This window comes from [Zimmermannella] alba NBRC 15616 (assembly GCF_001570905.1).
GTDB lineage: Bacteria > Actinomycetota > Actinomycetes > Actinomycetales > Microbacteriaceae > Pseudoclavibacter > Pseudoclavibacter albus.
The window spans coordinates 124,879-144,110 of record NZ_BCSO01000002.1; the positions used below are offsets into that span (position 1 = coordinate 124,879).

A 19,232-nucleotide genomic window follows, 5' to 3' on the forward strand; every position below is an offset into this window, starting at 1 on the left:
CTGAAGCGGTGAGCACTCCGACGACGCCTGCCGAGATTCGAGACCACCTCGAGCCCGGAGATCGCGCGTGGCTGGATGCACTCAGCCGCGACCTGCAGCTGCTTGCTGACCTCGACTGCGCCGACCTCGTCCTCTGGATGCCCGACCGGGACGGCAAGCTCATGGCGATCGCGCAGACGCGCCCCTCGAGCGCCCCGACGCTCTTCTACCGCGACCTGCTCGGCCAGCACCTGCGCGACCAGTGGCGCGTGGAAGTTGAGACGGCGCTCGAGCGCGGCGAGACCGTGCACTCCCGTCAGCCCGACTGGTTCGACGAGCTGCCGGCGCAGCTCGCCGTCACACCCGTGAACCGGCGCGTGGTCGAGGCGAACGGTGAAAGTGAGCGCGTGGCGGTTGCCGTCATCACGCGGCACACGAACCTCGCCGGAAGCCGCGGCCGCACCCGCCAGGAGGTGACCTTTCGCGAGTGCGCGGAGGACCTCTTCGACATGATCGTGGCCGGCGACTTCCCAGACCTTGAGGCTCCCTCGGTTGAGCGTCGCGGTGCGCCCCGCGCCTCGGACGGCCTCATTCGACTTGACCCGGAAGGCATCGTCACCTTTGCGAGCGCGAACGCGCTGAGCGCCATGAACAAGCTCGGCTTCGGTGGCGAACTCGAGGGGGAGTCGCTCGTCGAAGTCGTCTCGATGCTCGTGCAAGACCGCGTCACTGTGGACGAAGCGACACCGCTCGTCGTGACGGGACGTGCACCCTGGACAACCGACATTGAGGTTGGGGACACCACAGTCACGATGCGCGCCCTGCCACTGAGCGATGAGGGCGTCCGCATCGGTGCCGTGGTCATCTGCCGCGACACCTCGGATGTACGCCACCAGGAGCAGGAACTCCTCACGAAGGATGCGACGATCCGCGAGATCCACCACCGTGTGAAGAACAATCTGCAGACGGTCGCGGCGCTGCTTCGTATCCAGGCCCGCCGTTCGCGCTCTGATGAAGCTCGCGAGTCGCTCACACAGGCGATGCGCCGCGTCGCCTCCATCGCTGTCGTGCACGACACCCTTGCTGGTGGCTTCAGCCAGATGGTCGCTTTCGATGAGGTGTTTAACCGTGTGCTGAGGCTCATCGCTGAAGTCTCGAGCTCGCACAACACGCACGTTCGCCCGCGAGTCGAAGGCGAATTCGGCACGCTGCCGAGCGAATACGCGACCCCGCTTGCACTAGCCCTCACCGAACTTGTTACCAATGCGGTCGAGCACGGCCTCGAAGGTCAGGACGGTGAAGTCGTGGTCGAGGTGAAGCGCGGCAGCGAAGGCCTCGACGTGGAAGTGCGCGACACCGGGTGCGGCTTTGCTCCCGGGCGCATCGGATCAGGCCTTGGCACCCAGATCATCCGCACGCTCGTGGAGGGTGAACTCGGCGGCACGATCGAGTGGCACTCCGAAATCGGCGAGGGCACCCGCGTCGAACTGTCCATTCCTCGCCGTTGGAACGCCGACCTCGAAGCGGCCGAAGTGCAGCACAAGGCCTTCGACTAGCTCTCCGGTGTCCAGCCTTCAGCTGGATGGCGGCAAACGTTGCCTGGATACGATTCGCCCCGGCACGCGGGGTGGCGGGCCGGGGCGAGGGATGCTGCGCGTCGACTATGACGCGCGGCGAGCGCGGGCAGCGCGGCGCTTGAGGGCACGACGCTCGTCTTCCGACAGGCCGCCCCAGACTCCGGAGTCCTGGTTCGTGTCGAGCGCGTACTGAAGGCAGGTTTCGGTGACGCGGCAGGAAGCGCACACTGACTTGGCAGCGTCGATCTGCTCGACGGCCGGACCCGTGTTACCCACGGGGAAGAACAGCTCAGGGTCTGCATTGAGGCAGGCCGCGCTATCGCGCCAATCCATTTCTCGCTCCTTCTCGCGTGGATTCCACGCAGTGGAGCCCCTGGTGAGGCTCAGCTCAACTCGGCGAATTCCCAGCTAATCGCATCGTGACGGCCTACATTTCAATGAGGGTTCGTCTGTCGCGAGTTATCTCTACTTGGAGAAAAATAGTGCCACAGGCACGCTCACATGACAAGAGTTTTCTACGAGAGGATGCGATGGACCCGCGGCGAACGTCCCCTTCAGACGGCAACATCCGCGAGATCATGCGGACGCCGATGATGGTTCCGGCGGGCACGCTCGGCTTGCTTGCCACCGTGCTCCTCGTCGAAACGATCATCATGGGTGCCGTCGTGGGCTTCTACCTCGTCGAGCTGTTCTCGGTGCCGAGCGCAAACCTCATGAGTTCGATCGCGCTGTTCGTCCTGCTCGTCATTGGCCTCGTCCTCCTTGCCATCACGACGCGCGCCGCCTTCCGTCGTTCGTCGTGGGTGCGCGGTGCTGCGATCACCTGGCAGGTGCTCCTGCTTGCTGCCGCCTACCTCTTCGCGACCGGCAATATTGTGAGCTGGCTTGGCTGGGTCGTCGGGGTCCTCTGCATCCTCGGCATCGTGTTTGCCGTGCTGCCGTCCACGGCGCGCACCCTCGACCACGGCGACTAGCCGCGATCACGGCGTGCTGGCGGCATCGCCGCTGGTGCGCGTGAACGGCGACGCGGCGGTGAACGCAAGGCCCCCGCTGAGGAGCCACGTCACGGCTCCTGCGAGCATCCCGAGTCCGATCGCCGCGCGGCCGAGCGGGAGATAGCCGCCGAGGAGCACGACCGCGACACCGGCTGCGCCCATGATGCCAGCGACGACTGCCTCTGCCGGGTGCATGTGCCCGCGCCGGGCGGTCTTCGAGAGATCCACGCCACGCGTAGGGATGCAACAGATGACGACGAGCAGCACGATGAGGCTCGCGAGCCACAGCCAGCGAGTGCTCCACCATTCGCCGCTGCCAGGCTCCGGGAACGGCAGACCGAGCACGAGCTGAGCTGCGATGAGCACGAGCATTGCAAAGGTGTGCCAGAGATAGAGCCGCATACCGCGCATGCCGAGCACTGCGATGACCGCGAGCATCGACGGGCGCTGCATGAGCTTTCGAAGGGCAGGCTGCGCGAGGGCAAAGGTGCTCCACTGCGCGAGCGTGAGGCCCAGGATCATGAGTGTCGGCGGGTTGAGGTTGTCGAGCATGTCGTTCGAGTACCCGCCGAAGTGCCAGAGCGCGAGCATGCCCGTGTAGCTCCCCGCTGCGACGAGCCCGAGCCGCACAGGACCAAGCCGCTGTGTCGTCCCGTCGCCGAGGGTCGCACCGAGTTGCTGCGCCACGAGCCACACGGCGAGCCAATTCAACGGTGCAAGCCAGGGGAGCCCCAGTCGAACCGCCGCATCCACGACGGCGGTGACGCCGACGAGTGTGACGAGCACGCCTGCAGGGGAACGGTCGTAGAGGCGCGTCATGAGCGGGATGCAGAACGAGCAAGCCGCATAGATCGGGATGAACCACAGTGGCTCCGCGAGACGAACCCCGACCGTGCGCAAGAGCTCCGCATCCATGCCGCCTGCCGTGAGGGCTGCCGTGCACGCGAAGATCGCGGCGATCGCGAGTGCGGTTGGCAGGAGCAGCCGGAGTGCGCGGGACCGGATGTAGTCGCCCCATCCCTCTCCCCGCTCGCGCATGCGCCGCCAACTCAGCGTGTTCGCGAAGCCGCCCGCGATGAAGAAGGTGGGCATGATCATGAAGGCCCACGTGCCCCAGGCGAGCACCTCGTTGTCGGCGAGTGCGTTGCTTGCCCGGAGAGGATCACCACCGACACCCATCTGGAGGGCGTGCAGGAGGACGACAAACGGCAGGCACAGGGCCCGCGCGAGGTCGACGGAGAGATCGCGTCCGGCGGGCATTCGCTCGCTGGGCGAGGTGGGCGCAGGCGATGCGGCGGCGCTCACGGCAGCGTGCGCTAGTCGAGCTCGAGCAGCTTGAGGATGCGGGCGACGTGGCCGGTTGCGCGCACGTTGTAGAGAGCGTGCTCGAGGATGCCATCCGCGTTGATGATGAAGGTCGAACGGATCGGGCCGACGGCGATGCGGCCGTACTTGTTGCGCTCACCGTAGGCGCCGTAGGCGGTCTGGACAGTGTGGTCCTCGTCCGAGAGGAGCGTGAACCCGAGGCGCTCGGCGTCGTCGAAGTCGGCGTTCTTGCCCGGTGCATCGCTCGAGAGGCCGACGAGCTCATAGCCCGCCTCCATGAGGCGCTCGCGGGCATCGCGGAAGTCGCAGGATTCGGTGGTGCAACCCGGCGTCATGGCCTGCGGGTAGGTGTAGAGGATGACGGGGCGACCGCGGAAGGATTCGAGGGAGACGGGCGTGCCGTGCTGGTTGGGGAGCGTAAAGCTCGGGGCGGGCGTGCCAGCTTCGAGGCGGATTGGCGTCGTCATGCGGTGCTCCTTCGGATCGAAATGGTGTCTCTATTGTGCCGTGCATCCGCGACACGCCGAGAAGCGCAACCTTGGTGCAGGACTTGCACTTGTTCACGGATTGGCGTTAAGCTTCATCGGTCGCGACAAGCGATATGCACCTCTAGCTCAATTGGCAGAGCAGCTGACTCTTAATCAGCGGGTTCTCGGTTCGAGTCCGAGGGGGTGTACGAGAGAAACCCCGTTTCCTCTTACCGAGGAAACGGGGTTTCGTCGTTGCTGCGCAGCGTTTGCATCGTGAGCATCCCGAGGAGACCGTCGCCTCCACTCTGCCTGACCAGGCCAGTTGGCCCAGGCGTGACAGGGGCTCAGCCTCGCTCGGGCTACCATTTTCCAATGGAGACCATCGCTGCTGCCCTGAAAGCCATTGACGATTTCGTCTGGGGTCCCTGGCTGCTCATCCCGCTCCTGCTGGGAACTGGTCTCCTCCTCTCGATCCGACTTCGCGCCGTTCAGCTGCGCAAGCTCGGCCCAGCGCTTCGCCTTGGACTCCTCCAACGCTCCGATGACACCGATTCCGGTGACATCTCGCAGTACCAGGCCCTGACGACGGCTCTCGCCGCGACCGTCGGCGTTGGCAACATCGTCGGTGTCGCGACCGCCATTGCGGTGGGTGGCCCGGGGGCGCTGTTCTGGATGTGGATGACGGGCCTGGTCGGCATGGCCTCCAAGTACGCCGAAGCCTTCCTCGGTGTGCGTTTCCGCACGCGCGACGCCGCCGGCAAGATGTCGGGCGGCCCCCAGTACTACCTCAAGCGAGGCATCGGCGGACGCTTCGGCACCTTCCTCTCGCTCTGGTTTGCGATCTTCGCCGTGCTTGCGAGCTTCGGCATCGGCAACATGACCCAGGCGAACGCAGTCTCCGCGCAGCTGCACGACACCTTCAACGTCGACCCCATCATCACGGGCATCGTGCTCATGGTGCTCACCGGGCTCGTCCTCCTCGGCGGTATCTCGGCCATCGGCAAGGTGACCGCTGGATTTGTGCCGATCATGATCGGTCTCTACATCGTTGCGGGCACCGTCGTCCTCATGCTCAACGGCCCTGCCCTCCCGGGCGCCATCGCCGCGATCTTCACGCAGGCCTTCACCGGCAGCGCGGCCGCGGGCGGCTTCATCGGCTCGACCTTCCTCATCATGCTGCAAATGGGCGTGGCACGAGGCATCTTCTCGAACGAATCCGGCATGGGGTCCGCCGCGATTGCAGCGGCTGCCGCACAGACGAGCCACCCTGTCCGCCAGGGTCTCGTGTCGATGACGCAGACCTTCATTGACACGCTCATTGTCGTGACCTTCACCGGCCTCATCGTCATTTCTTCGGGCGTGTGGACCGGCGGCAAGGATGCGGCCGACACGATGACCGCCGACGCGTTCCGGGAGGTGCTGCCGGGCGAATTCGGCGGCTGGATTGTTGCCATCTCGATCGTGTTCTTTGCGTTCTCGACCGTACTCGGATGGGCCTACTACGGCGAACGATGTGTGGAGCGCCTTGGCGGCGTGAAGTGGGGCTACGTCTACCGCCTCATCTTCACCCTCGTGGTGTTCGTCGGCGCCACGGTGCCGCTAGAGATCGTGTGGACCTTCGCCGACATCATGAACGGGCTCATGGCGCTCCCGAATCTCATTGGTCTCATCCTGCTTTCAGGGCTGATCACTCGTGAAACCAAGCACTACCTCGACCACGACCCGAAGCTCACCGCATCGAACCGCGAGATCGACGTGTTCATGCAGGGACACGAGCGACACGAGTAGTTCACCGTCGGTGCTGAATCGATGTATACGTGGTGGATGCCGTGGCGCGTACACTCAAACCATGGACCTCGAGATGCGTGATGCCCGCGACGTAGAAACCGCACCCATCGTGGCGCTCGGACTCGTCGGCGGATACCTGGTGGCTCGCGAAACCGGAATCCGTCCGCTCGGTGGTGTGCTGCTCGGCGCCGCCGGACTCTTCGCTGGCCGCAGCTGGCTCGCCAAGCGCGGCCCCGCGACCGCTGCTGGCCTCGGTGCTGGGTACCTCGCCGCCTTCGGTCTCTCGCACCCGCTCGCCAAGAAGATTGGTGCTTGGCCTTCGGTTGCCGCTGTGACGGGTGCTTCGGCGCTCGCGGCCTACCTGCTTGCCGACAAGCCTCACTAGCACTCGCCGCGGTCTCGGCTCGCCGTTCACGCTGACATCCACGCGTGATGGCGCGGATGCCAACCGCCTCCGCCAGCCCAGACGCCCTGCAGGAAAGCACGACGATGACCCGACTCCCCGTCGAAGAGCGGCGAAAAGCGCTCCTTGACGCGAGTATTCGCGTCATCGAGCGGGACGGCTACACGGAGACCACGACGCGAACAATCGCTGCCGAAGCGAACATGCCGCTCGCATCACTCCACTACGTGTTCGCTTCGCGCCAGGAACTCATTGCGGCAACGCTCAAGCTCATGTCGACGCAGATCGTCAACGGGCGGAACTCCACGCGATCCTTGACGACATCGCCCCAAGACATCCTCGAAGGACGAATCACTGATCTTGACCAGCTAATCTGAATCGTCCCGACCCATAAGGAGCGATGCGCGATGAAGTCTCGACGTTCGGCCTGGCGAAACTGGAGCAAGACGGTCGAGGCGGACCCGAGCCGCATCGAGCGCCCCGCTGACGTTAAGGCTACGCAGGCCATCATCCGCGACGCGCTCGCGCACGGAAGCCGTGTGCGCCCCGTCGGCAACGGCTTCTCCGCATCCGGCATCGCGGTCTCGCCCGAGATTGCCGTCGACGTGACCGCGCTTCGCGGTCTCGTCCGTGTTGACGCGGAAGCGGGACTTGCGACCTTCCTCCCGGGCACCACGCTCGGTGAAGCTATGGCGGCGCTCGAAGACGTGGGGCTCGCCTTCGAGAGCTCGACGCGCAATGTTGACGTCACCCTCGGTGGCATTATCGCGACCGGCGGCCACGGATGGGGACACGGCTATGGCCCGATCTCCTCGTTCCTCACCGAGATGAAGCTCGTCACCGGCACCGGCGAACTCATCACCGTGAGCGCACGCAAGAACGCTGAACTCTGGTCAGCAGCCCGCATCAACCTCGGCGCGCTCGGCATCATGACCGAACTCACCTTCCGTGTCGTGCCCGCCTACACGGCGAAGGTCACCGAGCGGCTCGAAAACTTCCTCGCCTTCACCGACAAGCTTGAAGAGCGGATGGCAGGCGCCCACCACGTGCAGGCGTCGTGGCGCCCCCATACCGGACGCATCGCGGTGACCCGAGCCATGCACGTGCCGCACCAGGCGTCTGGTGCGATTCGCCCGGGCAAGGTCACGGCATCCGGTCAGGACTTCCGCTCGCAGCTGCGCATCGGCGTCGGCCGCGTCGTTCCGGCACTTGTGCCCACCCTCAACCGGCTCGCGAACGTCTTCAACACCTCGCGCATGCTCGAGGGTGAGCCGCAGGCAGCGCTCGCATCCCGTCCCGAAGTGCCGGTCAGCACGCTCGAATACTCCGTCCCGATCGCGGCAACGGGCGCTGTGCTCCGCGAACTCGACCGAGCCATTGAGCGTCAGCGCCTTGCTGTGCCGAGCGAAGTGCTCGTGACGACCACAGCCCCGGACGATGCATACCTCGCGCAGAGCTACGGACGAGAAGTCGGCAACATCTCGGTTCGCATGCCGAGCTCGATGAACTCGGGCGCCTACTTTGCCTGTGCCGAAGAGATCTTCATCGACTACGAGGGCCTGCCACACTGGGCGGGTGCGCACACGCTGCGCGCAGAAGAAATCGCCTACGTGTTGCCTCGCTTTGGCGACTTCCTCTCGGTGCGCCACCGCCTTGACCCGAACCTCATGTTCACGAACCCGTACTTGGAGCGGGTCCTCGGCGAGTAGGCAAGCGCGCTGCGTCCACGGCCGCAGCGCGCTTTCGGTCGGGAGCTAGTTTTGCTCTTCGGTACGCGGGTCGGGAATGTCGCTGATCGTGATGATGCCCGTCGCCGGTGCTGAGGGACTCCACATTCGCGCCGCGTCACGCCAGGCAAAAATGCCGGCCTTGCGCAGGATGAGGAAGGCGAGGATCGCGGCAATCACGCCTGAGAGACCGCCGAGTGCAACCGTGGCCCGCGGCCCGAGTGCCGACACAGCGAGGCCGAGGAGCGGAGCACCAAGCGGCGTGCCGCCCAGGAAGATCGCCATGTAGAGCGACATGACGCGTCCGCGCATGGTCGGCTCGACCGATCCCTGCACGAGCGCGTTCGCCGTCGTCATCGCGGTGAGCGCAAAGAATCCGACCGCGACATTAGCGATCGCGTACGTCCAAAAGTCGGGTGCGGCAGCCGACACGAGCATCGCGACGCCAAAGAGCAGGCACGAGATGAGAAGCACCCGCATCCGGGCGCGTTCGCGCCGGGCCGACATGAGCGCACCTGAGAGGGAACCAATGGCGAGGATCGAGTTGAGGAGACCGAAGCCATCGGCGTTGTGATGGAACTCTGTCGTTGCCATCGTCGCGAGGAAGACGGGGAAGTTGAAGCCAAAGGTGCCGAGCAGGAACACCGCCACGAGCACCGCGATGATGTCGGGTCGCTTCGAGACGTAGGCGATGCCCTCTCGAATCTGCCCGCGACCGCGGCCGGCCGGGGGAGCAGGGAGGAGTTCGCTGCGGCGCATCATGAGGAGCGCCACGATCTGCAGAGCAAAGGTTGCCGCGTTGACGAGGATGACCGGACCCGCGCCAATCACGACCGTGAGGACACCGGCAACGGCCGGCCCGACCAGGCGTGCACCGTTGAAGGACGTCGAGTTGAGTGCGATCGCATTGGAGAGAAGTTCTGTATCGACGATCTCGGAGACGAAGGCCTGACGAGCGGGCGCATCAAGCGCCGCGACAATGCCGAGGCCGAGCGCGAAGGCATACACGTGCCAGAGCTCGGCGAGATCCGCGGTCACGAGGATGCCGAGTCCGAGGGCGAGGAGCCCCAACGCCAGCTGCGTCCAAATGAGGAGCTTGCGCTTGGACATCCGGTCGGCAAACACCCCGGCCATAGGTGCAAGCACGAGCTGTGGGCCAAACTGGAGCGAAATCACCACTCCGAGAGCCGTTGCGTCGTGGTTCGTGAGGTCGGTGAGCACGATCCAGCTCTGTGCGGTGCGCTGCATCCACGTGCCGATGTTCGACGCGAGGGACCCGAGGAACCAGATGAGGTAGTTCCGTTCTCGGAGGGAGCGGAACACTGTCGACACGCTGTATCCTCCCTGAGTTCGAGGGACCATGCTACTCGTGCCCTCCTGACAAGCGCCGGTGGATGCGGTCGGGATGGCGCGCCTGGGCCGTCATTTCTGCAGAGAACCCTCGAAAGCGTGAACACGCGGGACGTAAGATCGTTGCACTGCGTCTCCGCACTGAAACTGGTTGCAGAGACAACAATCCCCACCACTGATGGAGAACACCCCATGGCGACTAAGGATCGCGAGCACATTCGTCGTCTTCGCGAAGAGGCGAACGAAATCCGCCGCAAGCAAGAAGCTGAGGCCAAGCGCAAGCGCCTCGTGACGACGATTGGCCTGAGCACCCTCGCGGTCGCCGTTGTCGCTCTCATTGTCGTCATGGTCGTCTTCGGCCCGAAGTGGTTTGGCCCGAAGGCTGCCACCGTCGCGGGCTCGGGCAACGTTGCCGTCATGGGGAGCGACGGCAAGCAGACCGAGGTTCCGATCTCGATGAGTGAGGATGGTGTCGCCATCATGGTCGGCAAGCCCGAAGCTCCGGTCACGCTCGACTATTGGTTCGACTTCTCGTGCCCCCACTGCATCGACTACCACACCGTCATGGACCCGACGATGAAGGACCTCATTGTCTCGGGCCAGGCCAAGATCAACTACCGCCCCGTCAACATCGTTGCACCGTACGGTAAGGAAGCCGCAGCCGCACTGCTGGCAGTGATGGCGCACCAGCCGGAGCTCTTCTACTCGGTGATGGACGGCCTGCTCGACATCCCTGCCCAGGAGCAGATGAACTGGACGGCGAACGATTACGCACAGCACCTCTCGGGCCTTGGCGTCACGAACGCCGACATCATCACCGAGACGGCCAACGGCACCTACCGTTCGAAGGTTGAGTCGAACACGCAGGTTGCTCGTGACGCCAAGCTCAAGGGCACCCCGAGCCTCGCCGTGAATGGCCAGATGCAGGAACAGCTCCCGGATGCTGCCGGTCTCATCGCCCTCGTCGGTGCCAACGGCGGCGACGTCTCGGCTGTTCCGACGCCTGCCGCAGCTCCGGCTGCCTAGCCTCGGAAAGCTGTCAACGACGTGACCACGTCCCCCAGTAGCTCAGCGCCCGAAACGCCTGACGTCGACGGGGCTGAGGTCGATCAGGGTCACTTCGCCGACCAGGCGGAGCTCGCCGAGCTCGAAGCTGAAATTGCTGCCGCCAAGGCAGGCAAGCGCATCCCCGTGATCTTCACGCGCCAGTCGCGCTTCGCCTGGATGCTCCTCATCTCGGGCATCATCGGCATCATCGCAACCGGCATCCTCACCGTGGAGTCCTTCCATAAGTTCGAGAACCCGGCCGAGTCGCTCGTGTGCGACATCAACCCGTTCATCACCTGTGGCCCCGCCATGCTTTCGGACGCTGGCCGAGTGTTCGGCTTCCCGAACCTCATCTTCGGTTTCCCCGCCTTCGCGGTCTGTGTCACGACGGCGATGGCCATCTGGGCTGGCGCGCGCATGCGCCGCTGGTACTGGATCGGGATGCAGTGCGGCGTCATCTTCGCTGCCGCGCTCATCACCTACCTGCAGTGGTACTCCGTCGAAGAGCTTCAGCGTCTGTGCCTCTGGTGCATGATCATCTGGTTCGCGACGATTCCGCTCGTGGTTGCCGTGACGTTCTTTAACAGCATCCAGGGCTACTACGGGTCGAAGATCGCGGCCCGAGCAGAACGGCTCTCTCGTTGGTGGGGTGCCTTCGTGGCTCTCTGGGACATCCTGCTCATCGTCTACATCGTGGTGGGGCTCCGCGAAGTCATTGCTTTGACCTTCGCGTAGCGAACGCGGAAGCGGCCCGGCATCCATCTGGATGTCGGGCCGCTGCTGTGCGTGGAGCTAGGCGCGGCGGCGGGCCTGCTCGGCGGCGCTGTTCGGGGTAAGGGCCTCGAGGAGTTCGGCGTCGCTTGGCGCGGGCTTCAGAAACGCATCGAGCGCTCGTTCGCGCTCCTCGTCGTCGTCAGCTGTGAGCTGGCGGGGAGCGCGGGGCGAACGCAGCTCGCGGCGGCGGGCGTTCGGGGATGCCTCAAGCTCGGCGGTCTCGGCGATCGTGTTCTGGATGCGGCGGACGAGATCAGCGACCATCGTCTCTGCGAACATGGCGTCGTCGCCCGGCTCGCGGTTCGGGCGCCATTCGAGGCGGTAGCGGCCGCGGGCACCGAAGAGGTCGGTGAGGAGCATCGCGAGCTGTTCGCGGGTGGCCTCACTGAGCGCTGCGTCTGGGTCGAGCAGGCGCGGAGCCCCCGTCGTGTCGTCTTCGATGACACCGAGGATGTTCGGGTGCTCGCCAAGCGGCATCGACGGAGTCGAACTCGGCGCGGCGAGGACGATTTCGCCCGGGGTTGGGGCGATCTCGTGGAGGTCACGCTCGTCCTGCTCCGACTGACCGGGAACGTGGGCGTTCACTGGCTCACTCTGTTCCGGGGCGGAGTGGTCGACGGGGGTTTTTGGGGTGGGGGCGGCGAGGGGCTCGCTCGGGCCGTTCAATTTATCGGCCTGTGCGCGCTTGCGGAACCATCCGAACACGGCATCCCCTTTCTCCGCGCGTGGAATTTCCTCGCGACACGTCCAGTGTGAAGCCCTGGTTGAGGCGGTTTTCCGAGACACGCCGTGCGGGCCAACGGGGGTGTCTCAGCTTGTGACTGGTGTTGCTTGCGTGACGAACGCGAGCTGTTGTCGAGCGTTACTTACGCGACGAGCGCGAGCTGTTGTCAAGGCCGTAACCGCGTTCGATTTCCTTCTCGCGCTCTTCATCGCGCTCGTCAAGCACAGCGGCAACGGCGATCGCGACGGACAGTGCCCACGAGATCCACATGAGGATGGTCTTCCAGCGGCGGCGCTGGGTTTTGGTCTGGCGAAGCGTCGTGAAGAAGCTCATGACCGAGGAGATCATGGCCCCGCTGGTGATGAATTTGCGCATGGCCTGATGCTACCGACGGCATCTGAAACAACCCCTGGAGTCGCTCGGACAGCTTGTAGCTTCCCCTGAAATTTGACCGAACGGTAAGTGCCTGACCAAGTGGTCAGCTAGCCTGGTTGCTATGGCTCTTGAACGCAGTGACTCGGTCGCGGAACTTCGCCGCATCGCCCTCGAAACGCTCGTCCGACTTGGGGTGAAGGGGATGACGGTGCAGGCCGTCGCCGATGCTGCCGGATGCACGAAATCGAACGTGCTCTACCACTTCGGGAGCAAGTCTGGCCTCGTCGTTGCGGCGCTCGAGCCTGCCCTTGAACGCTTGGCGGGCGTCGCTGATCTTGTGGCCGCTGGGGCCGCCGATGAGTCGCCGAAGGCGAAGAGCCTTCGGGCCGTCGAACTGCTCGTGGACACGATCGTTGGACACCGGCTTGAGGCCTACGTCGTCCTCAATAGCCTTGCAGAGCTCCCCTCCGAAGTCCTCGCCTCGCTTCACCAGAGCAGCGAACAGCTCGCGCTCGTGCTCAACGAATGGCGGCAGGACCCACGCTCCACGCTGCGCACACACATCGTGCTCGGCGGTGTCGCTTTTGCCTTGGCCGGACCATTCAGCTCGACGAGTCTCGCGGATGACCAGCTCAGCGAGGAGGAGCTGCTCGTCATGCTGCGTCCGCTCGTGCTCGAGCTGCTCGGCGGGGGAGCGTAGTCGTGGGCCTCACCTTGGCGCGCGTCGGCCGTTGGGCCGCTGGCCATGCTTGGCGGGTGCTCATCGCCTGGATCCTGCTGCTGGGTGCGCTGCTCGGTGGCGGCGTGGCCGCGGGCGGCCAGCTCCGGGAGGCGTTCGAGATTCCCGGGACGCAATCGCAGGAGGCGCTCGACCGGCTCGCCTCGGTGTTCCCACAAGTGGCTGGGGGGTCGGCGCAAGTCGTCGTCGTTCCGCCTGAGGGCCAATCGGTAGCCTCAGGGCCGGTGCGGGACGAGCTGGAGGCGCTGAGCGAAGAGCTTGGCGCGGTGCCAGGTGTGGCGCAGGCGGTCTCGCCCTTCAACAAATACGCCACGGACGGTGTCTCGCTCGACGGCCAGGCCGCGATCATCGCCCTCCAATTCGACGTCCCGACGCCAGAAATCCCGGACGCCACGCTCGAGGCCGTGAAAGCGACCGCCCCCGCCATGGAGGCGAAGGGATATCGCATCGAGTTCGGTGGCCAGCCTTTCCAGGAGCTCGAGTACGGCATCACCATCACCGAGGCGCTCGGTGTGCTCGTTGCTGGCGCTGTCCTCGTCATCACGCTCGGCTCCGTGCTTGCAGCGGGTATGCCGCTTGTGACGGCCATCACCGGTGTCGGCGTGACAATGGGCGGCATCCTCCTCGCCGCCCGGTTCGCCGACATTTCGCAGGCCACCCCCATGCTTGCCGTCATGATCGGCCTCGCCGTCGGCATCGACTACTCGCTCTTCCTCGTCTCACGGCACCGCACAGAGCTGGCCCGAGGCGCACGCGTTGCGGACGCTGCGGCGACCGCGACGGGCACAGCCGGCGGTGCCGTCGTCTTCGCTGGGCTCACCGTCATGGTCGCCCTCCTCGGGCTCATCATCGTCGGCATCCCCTTCCTCTCGGTCATGGGGATCGCCTCGGCCATCGCCGTGCTCGCAGCAATGGCGGTTGCCGTGACGCTGCTGCCCGCGCTGTTCGGGCTTGCCGGAGAGCGGCTGCGACCACGGACGCGTGCCACGAAGCGTGCCCGCGAACCCCACCGCATGGCCCGCGCCTGGGTGAACGGCGTCACCGCGCATCCCATCCTTGCCGTGCTCGGAGTCGTCCTTGTGCTCGGCACGATCGCCATCCCGGCCGCGAGCCTCCACCTCGCCCTGCCGAGTGCGGCGAGCCAGCCGCAGGGGACGACCGCGCGCGACGCGAACGACCTCCTTGCCGAGCACTGGGGCCCTGGCCAAAACGGCCCACTGCTCGTCATGCTCGACATCACCCAGGCGAGCAATGACACCCTTATGCAGGACCTCGACCACGTGCGTGATCTCGTCCGAGGCATTGATGGTGTGCGCTCCACGGGCGACGCACTCCCAAACCCCACGGTCGATTCCGCGATCCTGCAAGTGAACCCGACGACGGCACCGGACGACCCGCGCACCCTCGAGACGGTGCAACGCATCCGCGCGCTCGGGGACACTGTCGCCCAGGACACCGGGATGACGCTGTCGGTGACCGGCGCCACCGCCGTCGCCATCGACGTCTCCGACCGACTCAATCAGGCGCTCATCCCGTTCGCCCTCGTCGTGGTCGGCATCTCCTTCGTGCTGCTCATGATGGTGTTCCGCTCGATCCTCGTCCCGCTCAAGGCGGCGCTGAGTTTCCTCCTCTCGGTGCTCGCCGCCTTCGGTGCCACGGTCGCGATCTTCCAATGGGGATGGTGTGCGGATCTCCTCGGCATCGTGCCCGGCCCCATCATCAGCTTCATGCCGATCCTCTTGCTCGCGATCGTGTTCGGTCTCGCGATGGACTACGAGGTCTTCCTCGTCTCGGGGATGCGCGAAGCAGCCGTCGCGGGGAAGACGCCACGAGAGGCGGTCCAGCACGGATTCGTGCACGGCTCGCGTGTGGTGACAGCTGCGGCACTCATCATGATCTTCGTGTTCGGCGCCTTCGTGCCGGAGGGCGCCGGCGTCATCAAGACCATCGCGCTCGGCCTCGCCGTCGGGGTCGCCGCGGATGCCTTCCTCGTGCGCATGACGCTCGTCCCGGCACTTATGGTGCTCTTTGGCCGCTTCGCCTGGCGCATCCCTCGCCGCCTTGCGAAGTTCCTCCCTGAGCTCGACATTGAAGGCACGGGGCTGCTCCGCCAGCACGCGGCCGAGGCGTGGCACGCAGACCAGATTGAGGGGATCCACATCGAAGGTGTGAAGATTGGCGGCGTCAGCTACGACGGCAGTGTTCCGCGTGGCGGGATTCTCCTCGTTCCTGCCGAACAGGATGACGCCACGCGGTTCCTCGACGTCCTCCGCGGCACGCGCAGTATCGAACACGGGCGACTCGCCATTCACTCGCTTGCTGGGCCCGCGGCACAGCACCACCTGCGTGAACACGTTGCGCTCATTACGAACGCCGTGCCTCACGAACGAGTGGTCTCGACAAGCGTCGGTAACCTCCTTGCCCTCCACGCGGAACTCGGCACGGGGCGTGCGACAGCGCTCGGTCGGGACGAACTCGCCGCCGCGGTCAGCCGCCTCGAACGGCTACTCGTGAGCTTTGGCCACGAGGTGCCGACGCCTCTCATCGAGCAGACCATGGTGAGTCTCGACCCGCTCACACAAGCACTCGTCAACGCGGTGGCCGCGCTCGCGGAAGGTGCCGAGGTGCTCGCCATTGACCTCGGTCAGCTCATTGCGCCGCGCGCCGGAAACCGTGACGCTGACATCCTCATTGACGCGCTCGGGATGCTCGCCCCCGCTGGCGTGAGCCTGGTCATCGTCGCGCGAGATGCCCTACTCGGCGAGCTTGCACAGGGGCCTCGGCACGGCAGAGCGGTCGCGCGGCTGGTACGCCGCTCATCCCAGTCCCGAACCACCACCATGTATCACGAGGAGTTCGCATCATGACGAACACGACCGCACGCACGATGCCGCGAGTGCTGCGTCACCGTCGCGACGTCCTCATTGCCGTGCTCATGCCGCTCCTCATCGCGGGCGCCTGGCTTCTCGGCCATGCCGGTGTCGAGGACCGGACCATGGCGATTCCGGCGCTCATCGTGAACAGCGACGAGATGGTCGAACAGACCCTTCCCGACGGCAGGACCACCCCGGTGGTTGCGGGCCGCCTCGTCGTGAGCCGACTCACGGATCCCGAGCAGCCGACGGGCTTCGACTGGCGGCTTGCGAACGAGGACGAGGCTGCGAAGGCGCTCGAGGACGGGAGCGCCTATGTCGTGCTCCGCATCCCGAAGGACTTCTCGGCCTCCGTCGCGAGCTTTGGCGGCGGTAACCCGGTGCAAGCGCGCGTGAGCATCACAACCTCGCAGCAGCACGACTGGGCAGCGGGAGCAGCAACTCAAGCCCTCCACGGCGCGATCACGGCGCAATTTGGGACGATGCTCAGCGAGCAGATCATCGGCGGCATCGTCGACGGTATGGATGACACGGGCGCCGCCCTCCAGCAGGCCGCCGACGGGGCACGCAAGCTTGAAACTGGCGCGAATCAGCTCGGGAACGGGCTCGACAAGCTCGCTTCGGGGCAATCGCAGCTCGCTGACGGTGCCGACGCTGCCGCGACCGGCACCGATCAGTACGTCGACGGCGTCGAACGGTACGTCGCCGGGGCGGACTCGCTCGCGAGCGGGACGCGGGAGTACACCGACGGCGTTGGTGAATACGCAAATGGCGTGCGGGAGTACGCGAGCGGCGTGCAGCAATTCGTCTCACCCGTCGCCGACCTCGGCGACACCTACGGCGACAGCATCGACGAGTTGGGCCAGGCGGATGCGCTCGCGACAGAAGCCGATCAGCTGTTGCAGGACGCGATCACGGCGTACCGCACAAGCCGCGACACGATGGGTGACGACCCTGCCGCCACAATCGAGGCGTTCTGTCAGAGCCTGCCGTCGCAGAGCGAACAAGACCGCTGCCGCACCTCCCTTGCTGGAATCGACGTTGACTGGCAGCAAGCGGATGACGCCGTCGACGCCCTCGAGACGAAGCGTCAACGCATCTCGGACACGCTGCGCGCCGCGGGCGGCCTCAACGGTATCGCCGACAAGATCACCCAGTTCACAGACGGCGCGAGCCAACTTCGAGATGCAAGCGGGCGGCTCATTGACGGCTCCACGACGCTCGCCTCCGGTGGTGACGCCCTCGCCGATGGTGCTGAAACCTTCGCCGACGGCGGGGATGCGCTCGTGAGCGGCGGCCGCGACCTCAGTGTGGGCATCACCCAACTCGCAGACGGGCAACGGCAAGCCTCGGACGGTGCCACGCAACTCGCAGACGGCGCCGACAAGCTCGCTGAAGGTGCGGGGTCGCTCGCGGATGGCCTGCAGAGCGGTGCGGATCGGGCGAAGAACGCGATCAAGGACCCGGAGCGCTTCGCGAGCCTCGTCGCGCATCCCGTCGCCAGTACTGTCACGGCTCAGCACGACCCCGGCTTCCCGGCCGTGATCGCGGCAACCGTCATCCCCGGGACCCTCTGGCTCAGCGTGCTCGTCGCGGGCCTCATCCGCCGCATCCTGCCCGGCGAAGAACTCCGCTCGACGGCATCCCGTGGACGCATTGTGCGGCGTGCCCTCCTGCGACTCGGCGGGCCTGGTGCCATCGCTGGCGGCGTGCTCGTGACGGTCGCGCACCTCGTCATGGGCTGGCCGCCGATCATGATTCCGGCAAGCATTCTGGTGTCGTTCGCAGTGCTCGCGACTGCCAGCGCGCTCGCGCTCGCCAGCATCGCCCTCTGGGGTCGTCGCATTGGTGCGATCGCCACGATCGGACTCATTAGCGCGCAATTGCTCGTGACCCGCGGCTTCATGCCGCTTGAGCTGAAACTCCCGCTCGCGGCGACGCTCGAACCGTTCGCGCCCATCGCGCTCGCCGCGAAGACACTGCAGGCGATGGCAGCTGGTGGGGCGCTCGCGAGCTGGGGGCCGAGCCTCGTTGGCGTCCTCGTGTGGGCCCTGCTCTCAGCCGCTGCCGCCATGTGGGCCTTGCAGCTTCGCCAGGGCCGTTCGACGGTCGGTGACGGGGACACGAGCCCCAGGGTCGGCATTGGTACTGGCGGGGCGTCGCCGGATGCTGAGCCTGGCTTCGACGATGAGAGCTGGCGGCCTTCGACGCCGTCCGAGAGCTCCGAGCACGCCAACCGGCGCGTGAGTGAGCTCTATGAGGAGCTCGGCGCGCGATAGCTAGTGTGCGGCGAGGCCGAGGTGCTCGCGGGCAAACTCGACCGTTTCCAGCAGCATCCCGAGCCGTTCCGCCTCACTCTTTGCGCGGTGGGTCTTCACCTCGGCAACGACCAAGCCGTCCCACGCTCCCTCACGCAGCCACTCGAGGGTCTCGGCAACCGGCTGGCCGCCGTGGCCGGGCAAGAGGTGCTCGTCGAACATCTTGCCGCTCTCGTCCGGGCCCTGGCCGTCGCACAGGTGGACGTGGCGGAGCCGTGGGCCGGCACGCTTGGCCATCTCGAGCGCGCTCTGACCTGAGAGTGCCGCGTGGGAAAAATCGAGGCAGATCGCGTCGCAGTCCATCTCGGTGGGGTCGGTGCCCGGCAGATACGCCTTCAACGGTTGGCCCTGCACCGTCCACGGGAACATGTTCTCGACGGCCATCGTGATGCCTGTGTCGTGGTGGATCTCGCGGACGGTGTCAAGAAAGCGCTCCGCGTAGCCTTTCTGCCAGCGGAACGGCGGGTGGACGACGACGGTTTCGGCACCGAGGTCCGCGGCAAGCTCCGCAGTCCGACGAAGCTTCACAGCCTGGTCGCGGCCCCAGACGAATTGGCTCACGAGGAGCACTGGGGCGTGGATCGAGAGAACGGGGATGTCGTACTTCGTGGCGAGTGCCTCGAGCTGCGCGGCATCTCGGCTCACGGCATCGGTCGAGACCATTGTCTCGACGCCGTCAAAGCCCGCCTCCGCGGCGAGACGGAAACATGTCTCGATGGACTTTGGGAAGACGGAGGAGTTGGAGAGGCCAATACGGATCACGCCTC

Annotated in this window: 18 protein-coding genes and 1 tRNA gene; 12 read left to right on the forward strand and 7 right to left on the reverse strand. The window is 65.7% G+C overall.

Annotation, left to right across the window (positions count from 1 at the left end; genetic code table 11):
* Positions 1–8 precede the first annotated feature (8 nt).
* Positions 9–1,535 carry a sensor histidine kinase gene (locus ZAL01S_RS03210; RefSeq protein WP_066079646.1) on the forward strand — a complete coding sequence of 509 codons (1,527 nt, stop codon included), beginning with the start codon at positions 9–11 and terminating at the stop codon, positions 1,533–1,535.
* Positions 1,536–1,640: 105 nt separating this feature from the next.
* Here ZAL01S_RS03210 and ZAL01S_RS03215 read toward each other — a convergent pair whose 3' ends face one another.
* Positions 1,641–1,889, reverse strand: coding sequence for a WhiB family transcriptional regulator (locus ZAL01S_RS03215; protein WP_066079649.1), 249 nt, complete (start codon positions 1,887–1,889; stop codon positions 1,641–1,643).
* Positions 1,890–2,086: 197 nt separating this feature from the next.
* Here ZAL01S_RS03215 and ZAL01S_RS03220 point away from each other — a divergent pair, with 197 nt between their 5' ends.
* On the forward strand, positions 2,087–2,530 hold the full coding sequence (locus tag ZAL01S_RS03220) for a hypothetical protein (RefSeq protein ID WP_066079652.1): 444 nt from the start codon (positions 2,087–2,089) through the stop codon (positions 2,528–2,530).
* Between the two features lie 6 nt (positions 2,531–2,536).
* Here ZAL01S_RS03220 and ZAL01S_RS03225 read toward each other — a convergent pair whose 3' ends face one another.
* Both ZAL01S_RS03225 and bcp read right to left on the reverse strand, forming a co-directional pair.
* The gene (locus tag ZAL01S_RS03225) at positions 2,537–3,856 is read right to left on the reverse strand and encodes an acyltransferase family protein (protein ID WP_159421560.1); all 1,320 of its coding nucleotides are present in this window, start codon (positions 3,854–3,856) and stop codon (positions 2,537–2,539) included.
* A gap of 11 nt (positions 3,857–3,867) precedes the next feature.
* A complete protein-coding gene (bcp, locus tag ZAL01S_RS03230) occupies positions 3,868–4,344 on the reverse strand; it encodes a thioredoxin-dependent thiol peroxidase (RefSeq protein ID WP_066079658.1) in 477 nt (158 codons plus the stop codon).
* Between the two features lie 136 nt (positions 4,345–4,480).
* Between bcp and ZAL01S_RS03235 the strand changes: the two genes are divergently transcribed.
* The 5 genes from ZAL01S_RS03235 to ZAL01S_RS03255 all read left to right on the forward strand — a co-directional run bounded on the left by ZAL01S_RS03235 (position 4,481) and on the right by ZAL01S_RS03255 (position 8,247).
* Positions 4,481–4,553, forward strand: a tRNA-Lys gene (locus ZAL01S_RS03235).
* Between the two features lie 166 nt (positions 4,554–4,719).
* Positions 4,720–6,135: an alanine/glycine:cation symporter family protein gene (locus tag ZAL01S_RS03240; RefSeq protein ID WP_066079662.1), complete on the forward strand. Its 1,416-nt coding sequence runs from the start codon at positions 4,720–4,722 to the stop codon at positions 6,133–6,135.
* 61 nt (positions 6,136–6,196) lie between these two features.
* Entirely contained in the window at positions 6,197–6,520 is a 324-nt protein-coding gene (locus ZAL01S_RS03245) for a hypothetical protein (RefSeq protein ID WP_066079665.1), read from the forward strand.
* 104 nt (positions 6,521–6,624) lie between these two features.
* Entirely contained in the window at positions 6,625–6,915 is a 291-nt protein-coding gene (locus ZAL01S_RS03250) for a TetR/AcrR family transcriptional regulator (protein WP_066079669.1), read from the forward strand.
* A 30-nt stretch (positions 6,916–6,945) separates the two neighbouring features.
* Entirely contained in the window at positions 6,946–8,247 is a 1,302-nt protein-coding gene (locus ZAL01S_RS03255) for a D-arabinono-1,4-lactone oxidase (RefSeq protein ID WP_066079672.1), read from the forward strand.
* Positions 8,248–8,292: 45 nt separating this feature from the next.
* On the opposite strand, the gene ZAL01S_RS03260 is transcribed toward ZAL01S_RS03255, so the two are convergent.
* The gene (locus ZAL01S_RS03260; protein WP_244875314.1) at positions 8,293–9,597 is read right to left on the reverse strand and encodes an MFS transporter; all 1,305 of its coding nucleotides are present in this window, start codon (positions 9,595–9,597) and stop codon (positions 8,293–8,295) included.
* Positions 9,598–9,807: 210 nt separating this feature from the next.
* Between ZAL01S_RS03260 and ZAL01S_RS03265 the strand changes: the two genes are divergently transcribed.
* Together ZAL01S_RS03265 and ZAL01S_RS03270 are read left to right on the forward strand one after the other, a co-directional pair.
* Positions 9,808–10,641: a DsbA family protein gene (locus ZAL01S_RS03265; protein WP_066079675.1), complete on the forward strand. Its 834-nt coding sequence runs from the start codon at positions 9,808–9,810 to the stop codon at positions 10,639–10,641.
* A 21-nt stretch (positions 10,642–10,662) separates the two neighbouring features.
* Complete coding sequence (locus tag ZAL01S_RS03270) at positions 10,663–11,397, forward strand: vitamin K epoxide reductase family protein (protein ID WP_066079678.1); 735 nt, start codon at positions 10,663–10,665, stop codon at positions 11,395–11,397.
* Positions 11,398–11,454: 57 nt separating this feature from the next.
* Here ZAL01S_RS03270 and ZAL01S_RS03275 read toward each other — a convergent pair whose 3' ends face one another.
* Together ZAL01S_RS03275 and ZAL01S_RS10235 are read right to left on the reverse strand one after the other, a co-directional pair.
* Positions 11,455–12,141: a hypothetical protein gene (locus tag ZAL01S_RS03275; protein ID WP_066079680.1), complete on the reverse strand. Its 687-nt coding sequence runs from the start codon at positions 12,139–12,141 to the stop codon at positions 11,455–11,457.
* Positions 12,142–12,298: 157 nt separating this feature from the next.
* Positions 12,299–12,535 (reverse strand): hypothetical protein, encoded by a 237-nt coding sequence (locus ZAL01S_RS10235; protein WP_159421561.1) that lies wholly within the window; start codon positions 12,533–12,535, stop codon positions 12,299–12,301.
* A gap of 121 nt (positions 12,536–12,656) precedes the next feature.
* Here ZAL01S_RS10235 and ZAL01S_RS03280 point away from each other — a divergent pair, with 121 nt between their 5' ends.
* From ZAL01S_RS03280 to ZAL01S_RS03290, 3 genes are read left to right on the forward strand one after another with little or no spacing between them, the layout of a single operon-like run.
* A complete protein-coding gene (locus ZAL01S_RS03280; protein WP_066079683.1) occupies positions 12,657–13,235 on the forward strand; it encodes a TetR/AcrR family transcriptional regulator in 579 nt (192 codons plus the stop codon).
* 2 nt (positions 13,236–13,237) lie between these two features.
* Positions 13,238–16,141, forward strand: coding sequence for an MMPL family transporter (locus ZAL01S_RS03285; protein ID WP_066079686.1), 2,904 nt, complete (start codon positions 13,238–13,240; stop codon positions 16,139–16,141).
* Positions 16,138–18,426, forward strand: coding sequence for a YhgE/Pip domain-containing protein (locus ZAL01S_RS03290; protein ID WP_066079689.1), 2,289 nt, complete (start codon positions 16,138–16,140; stop codon positions 18,424–18,426). Before ZAL01S_RS03285 ends, ZAL01S_RS03290 begins: the two co-directional genes overlap by 4 nt.
* Here ZAL01S_RS03290 and ZAL01S_RS03295 read toward each other — a convergent pair whose 3' ends face one another.
* Positions 18,427–19,227 (reverse strand): sugar phosphate isomerase/epimerase family protein, encoded by an 801-nt coding sequence (locus ZAL01S_RS03295; RefSeq protein WP_066079692.1) that lies wholly within the window; start codon positions 19,225–19,227, stop codon positions 18,427–18,429. It lies immediately after the preceding gene.
* Positions 19,228–19,232: the final 5 nt, after the last annotated feature.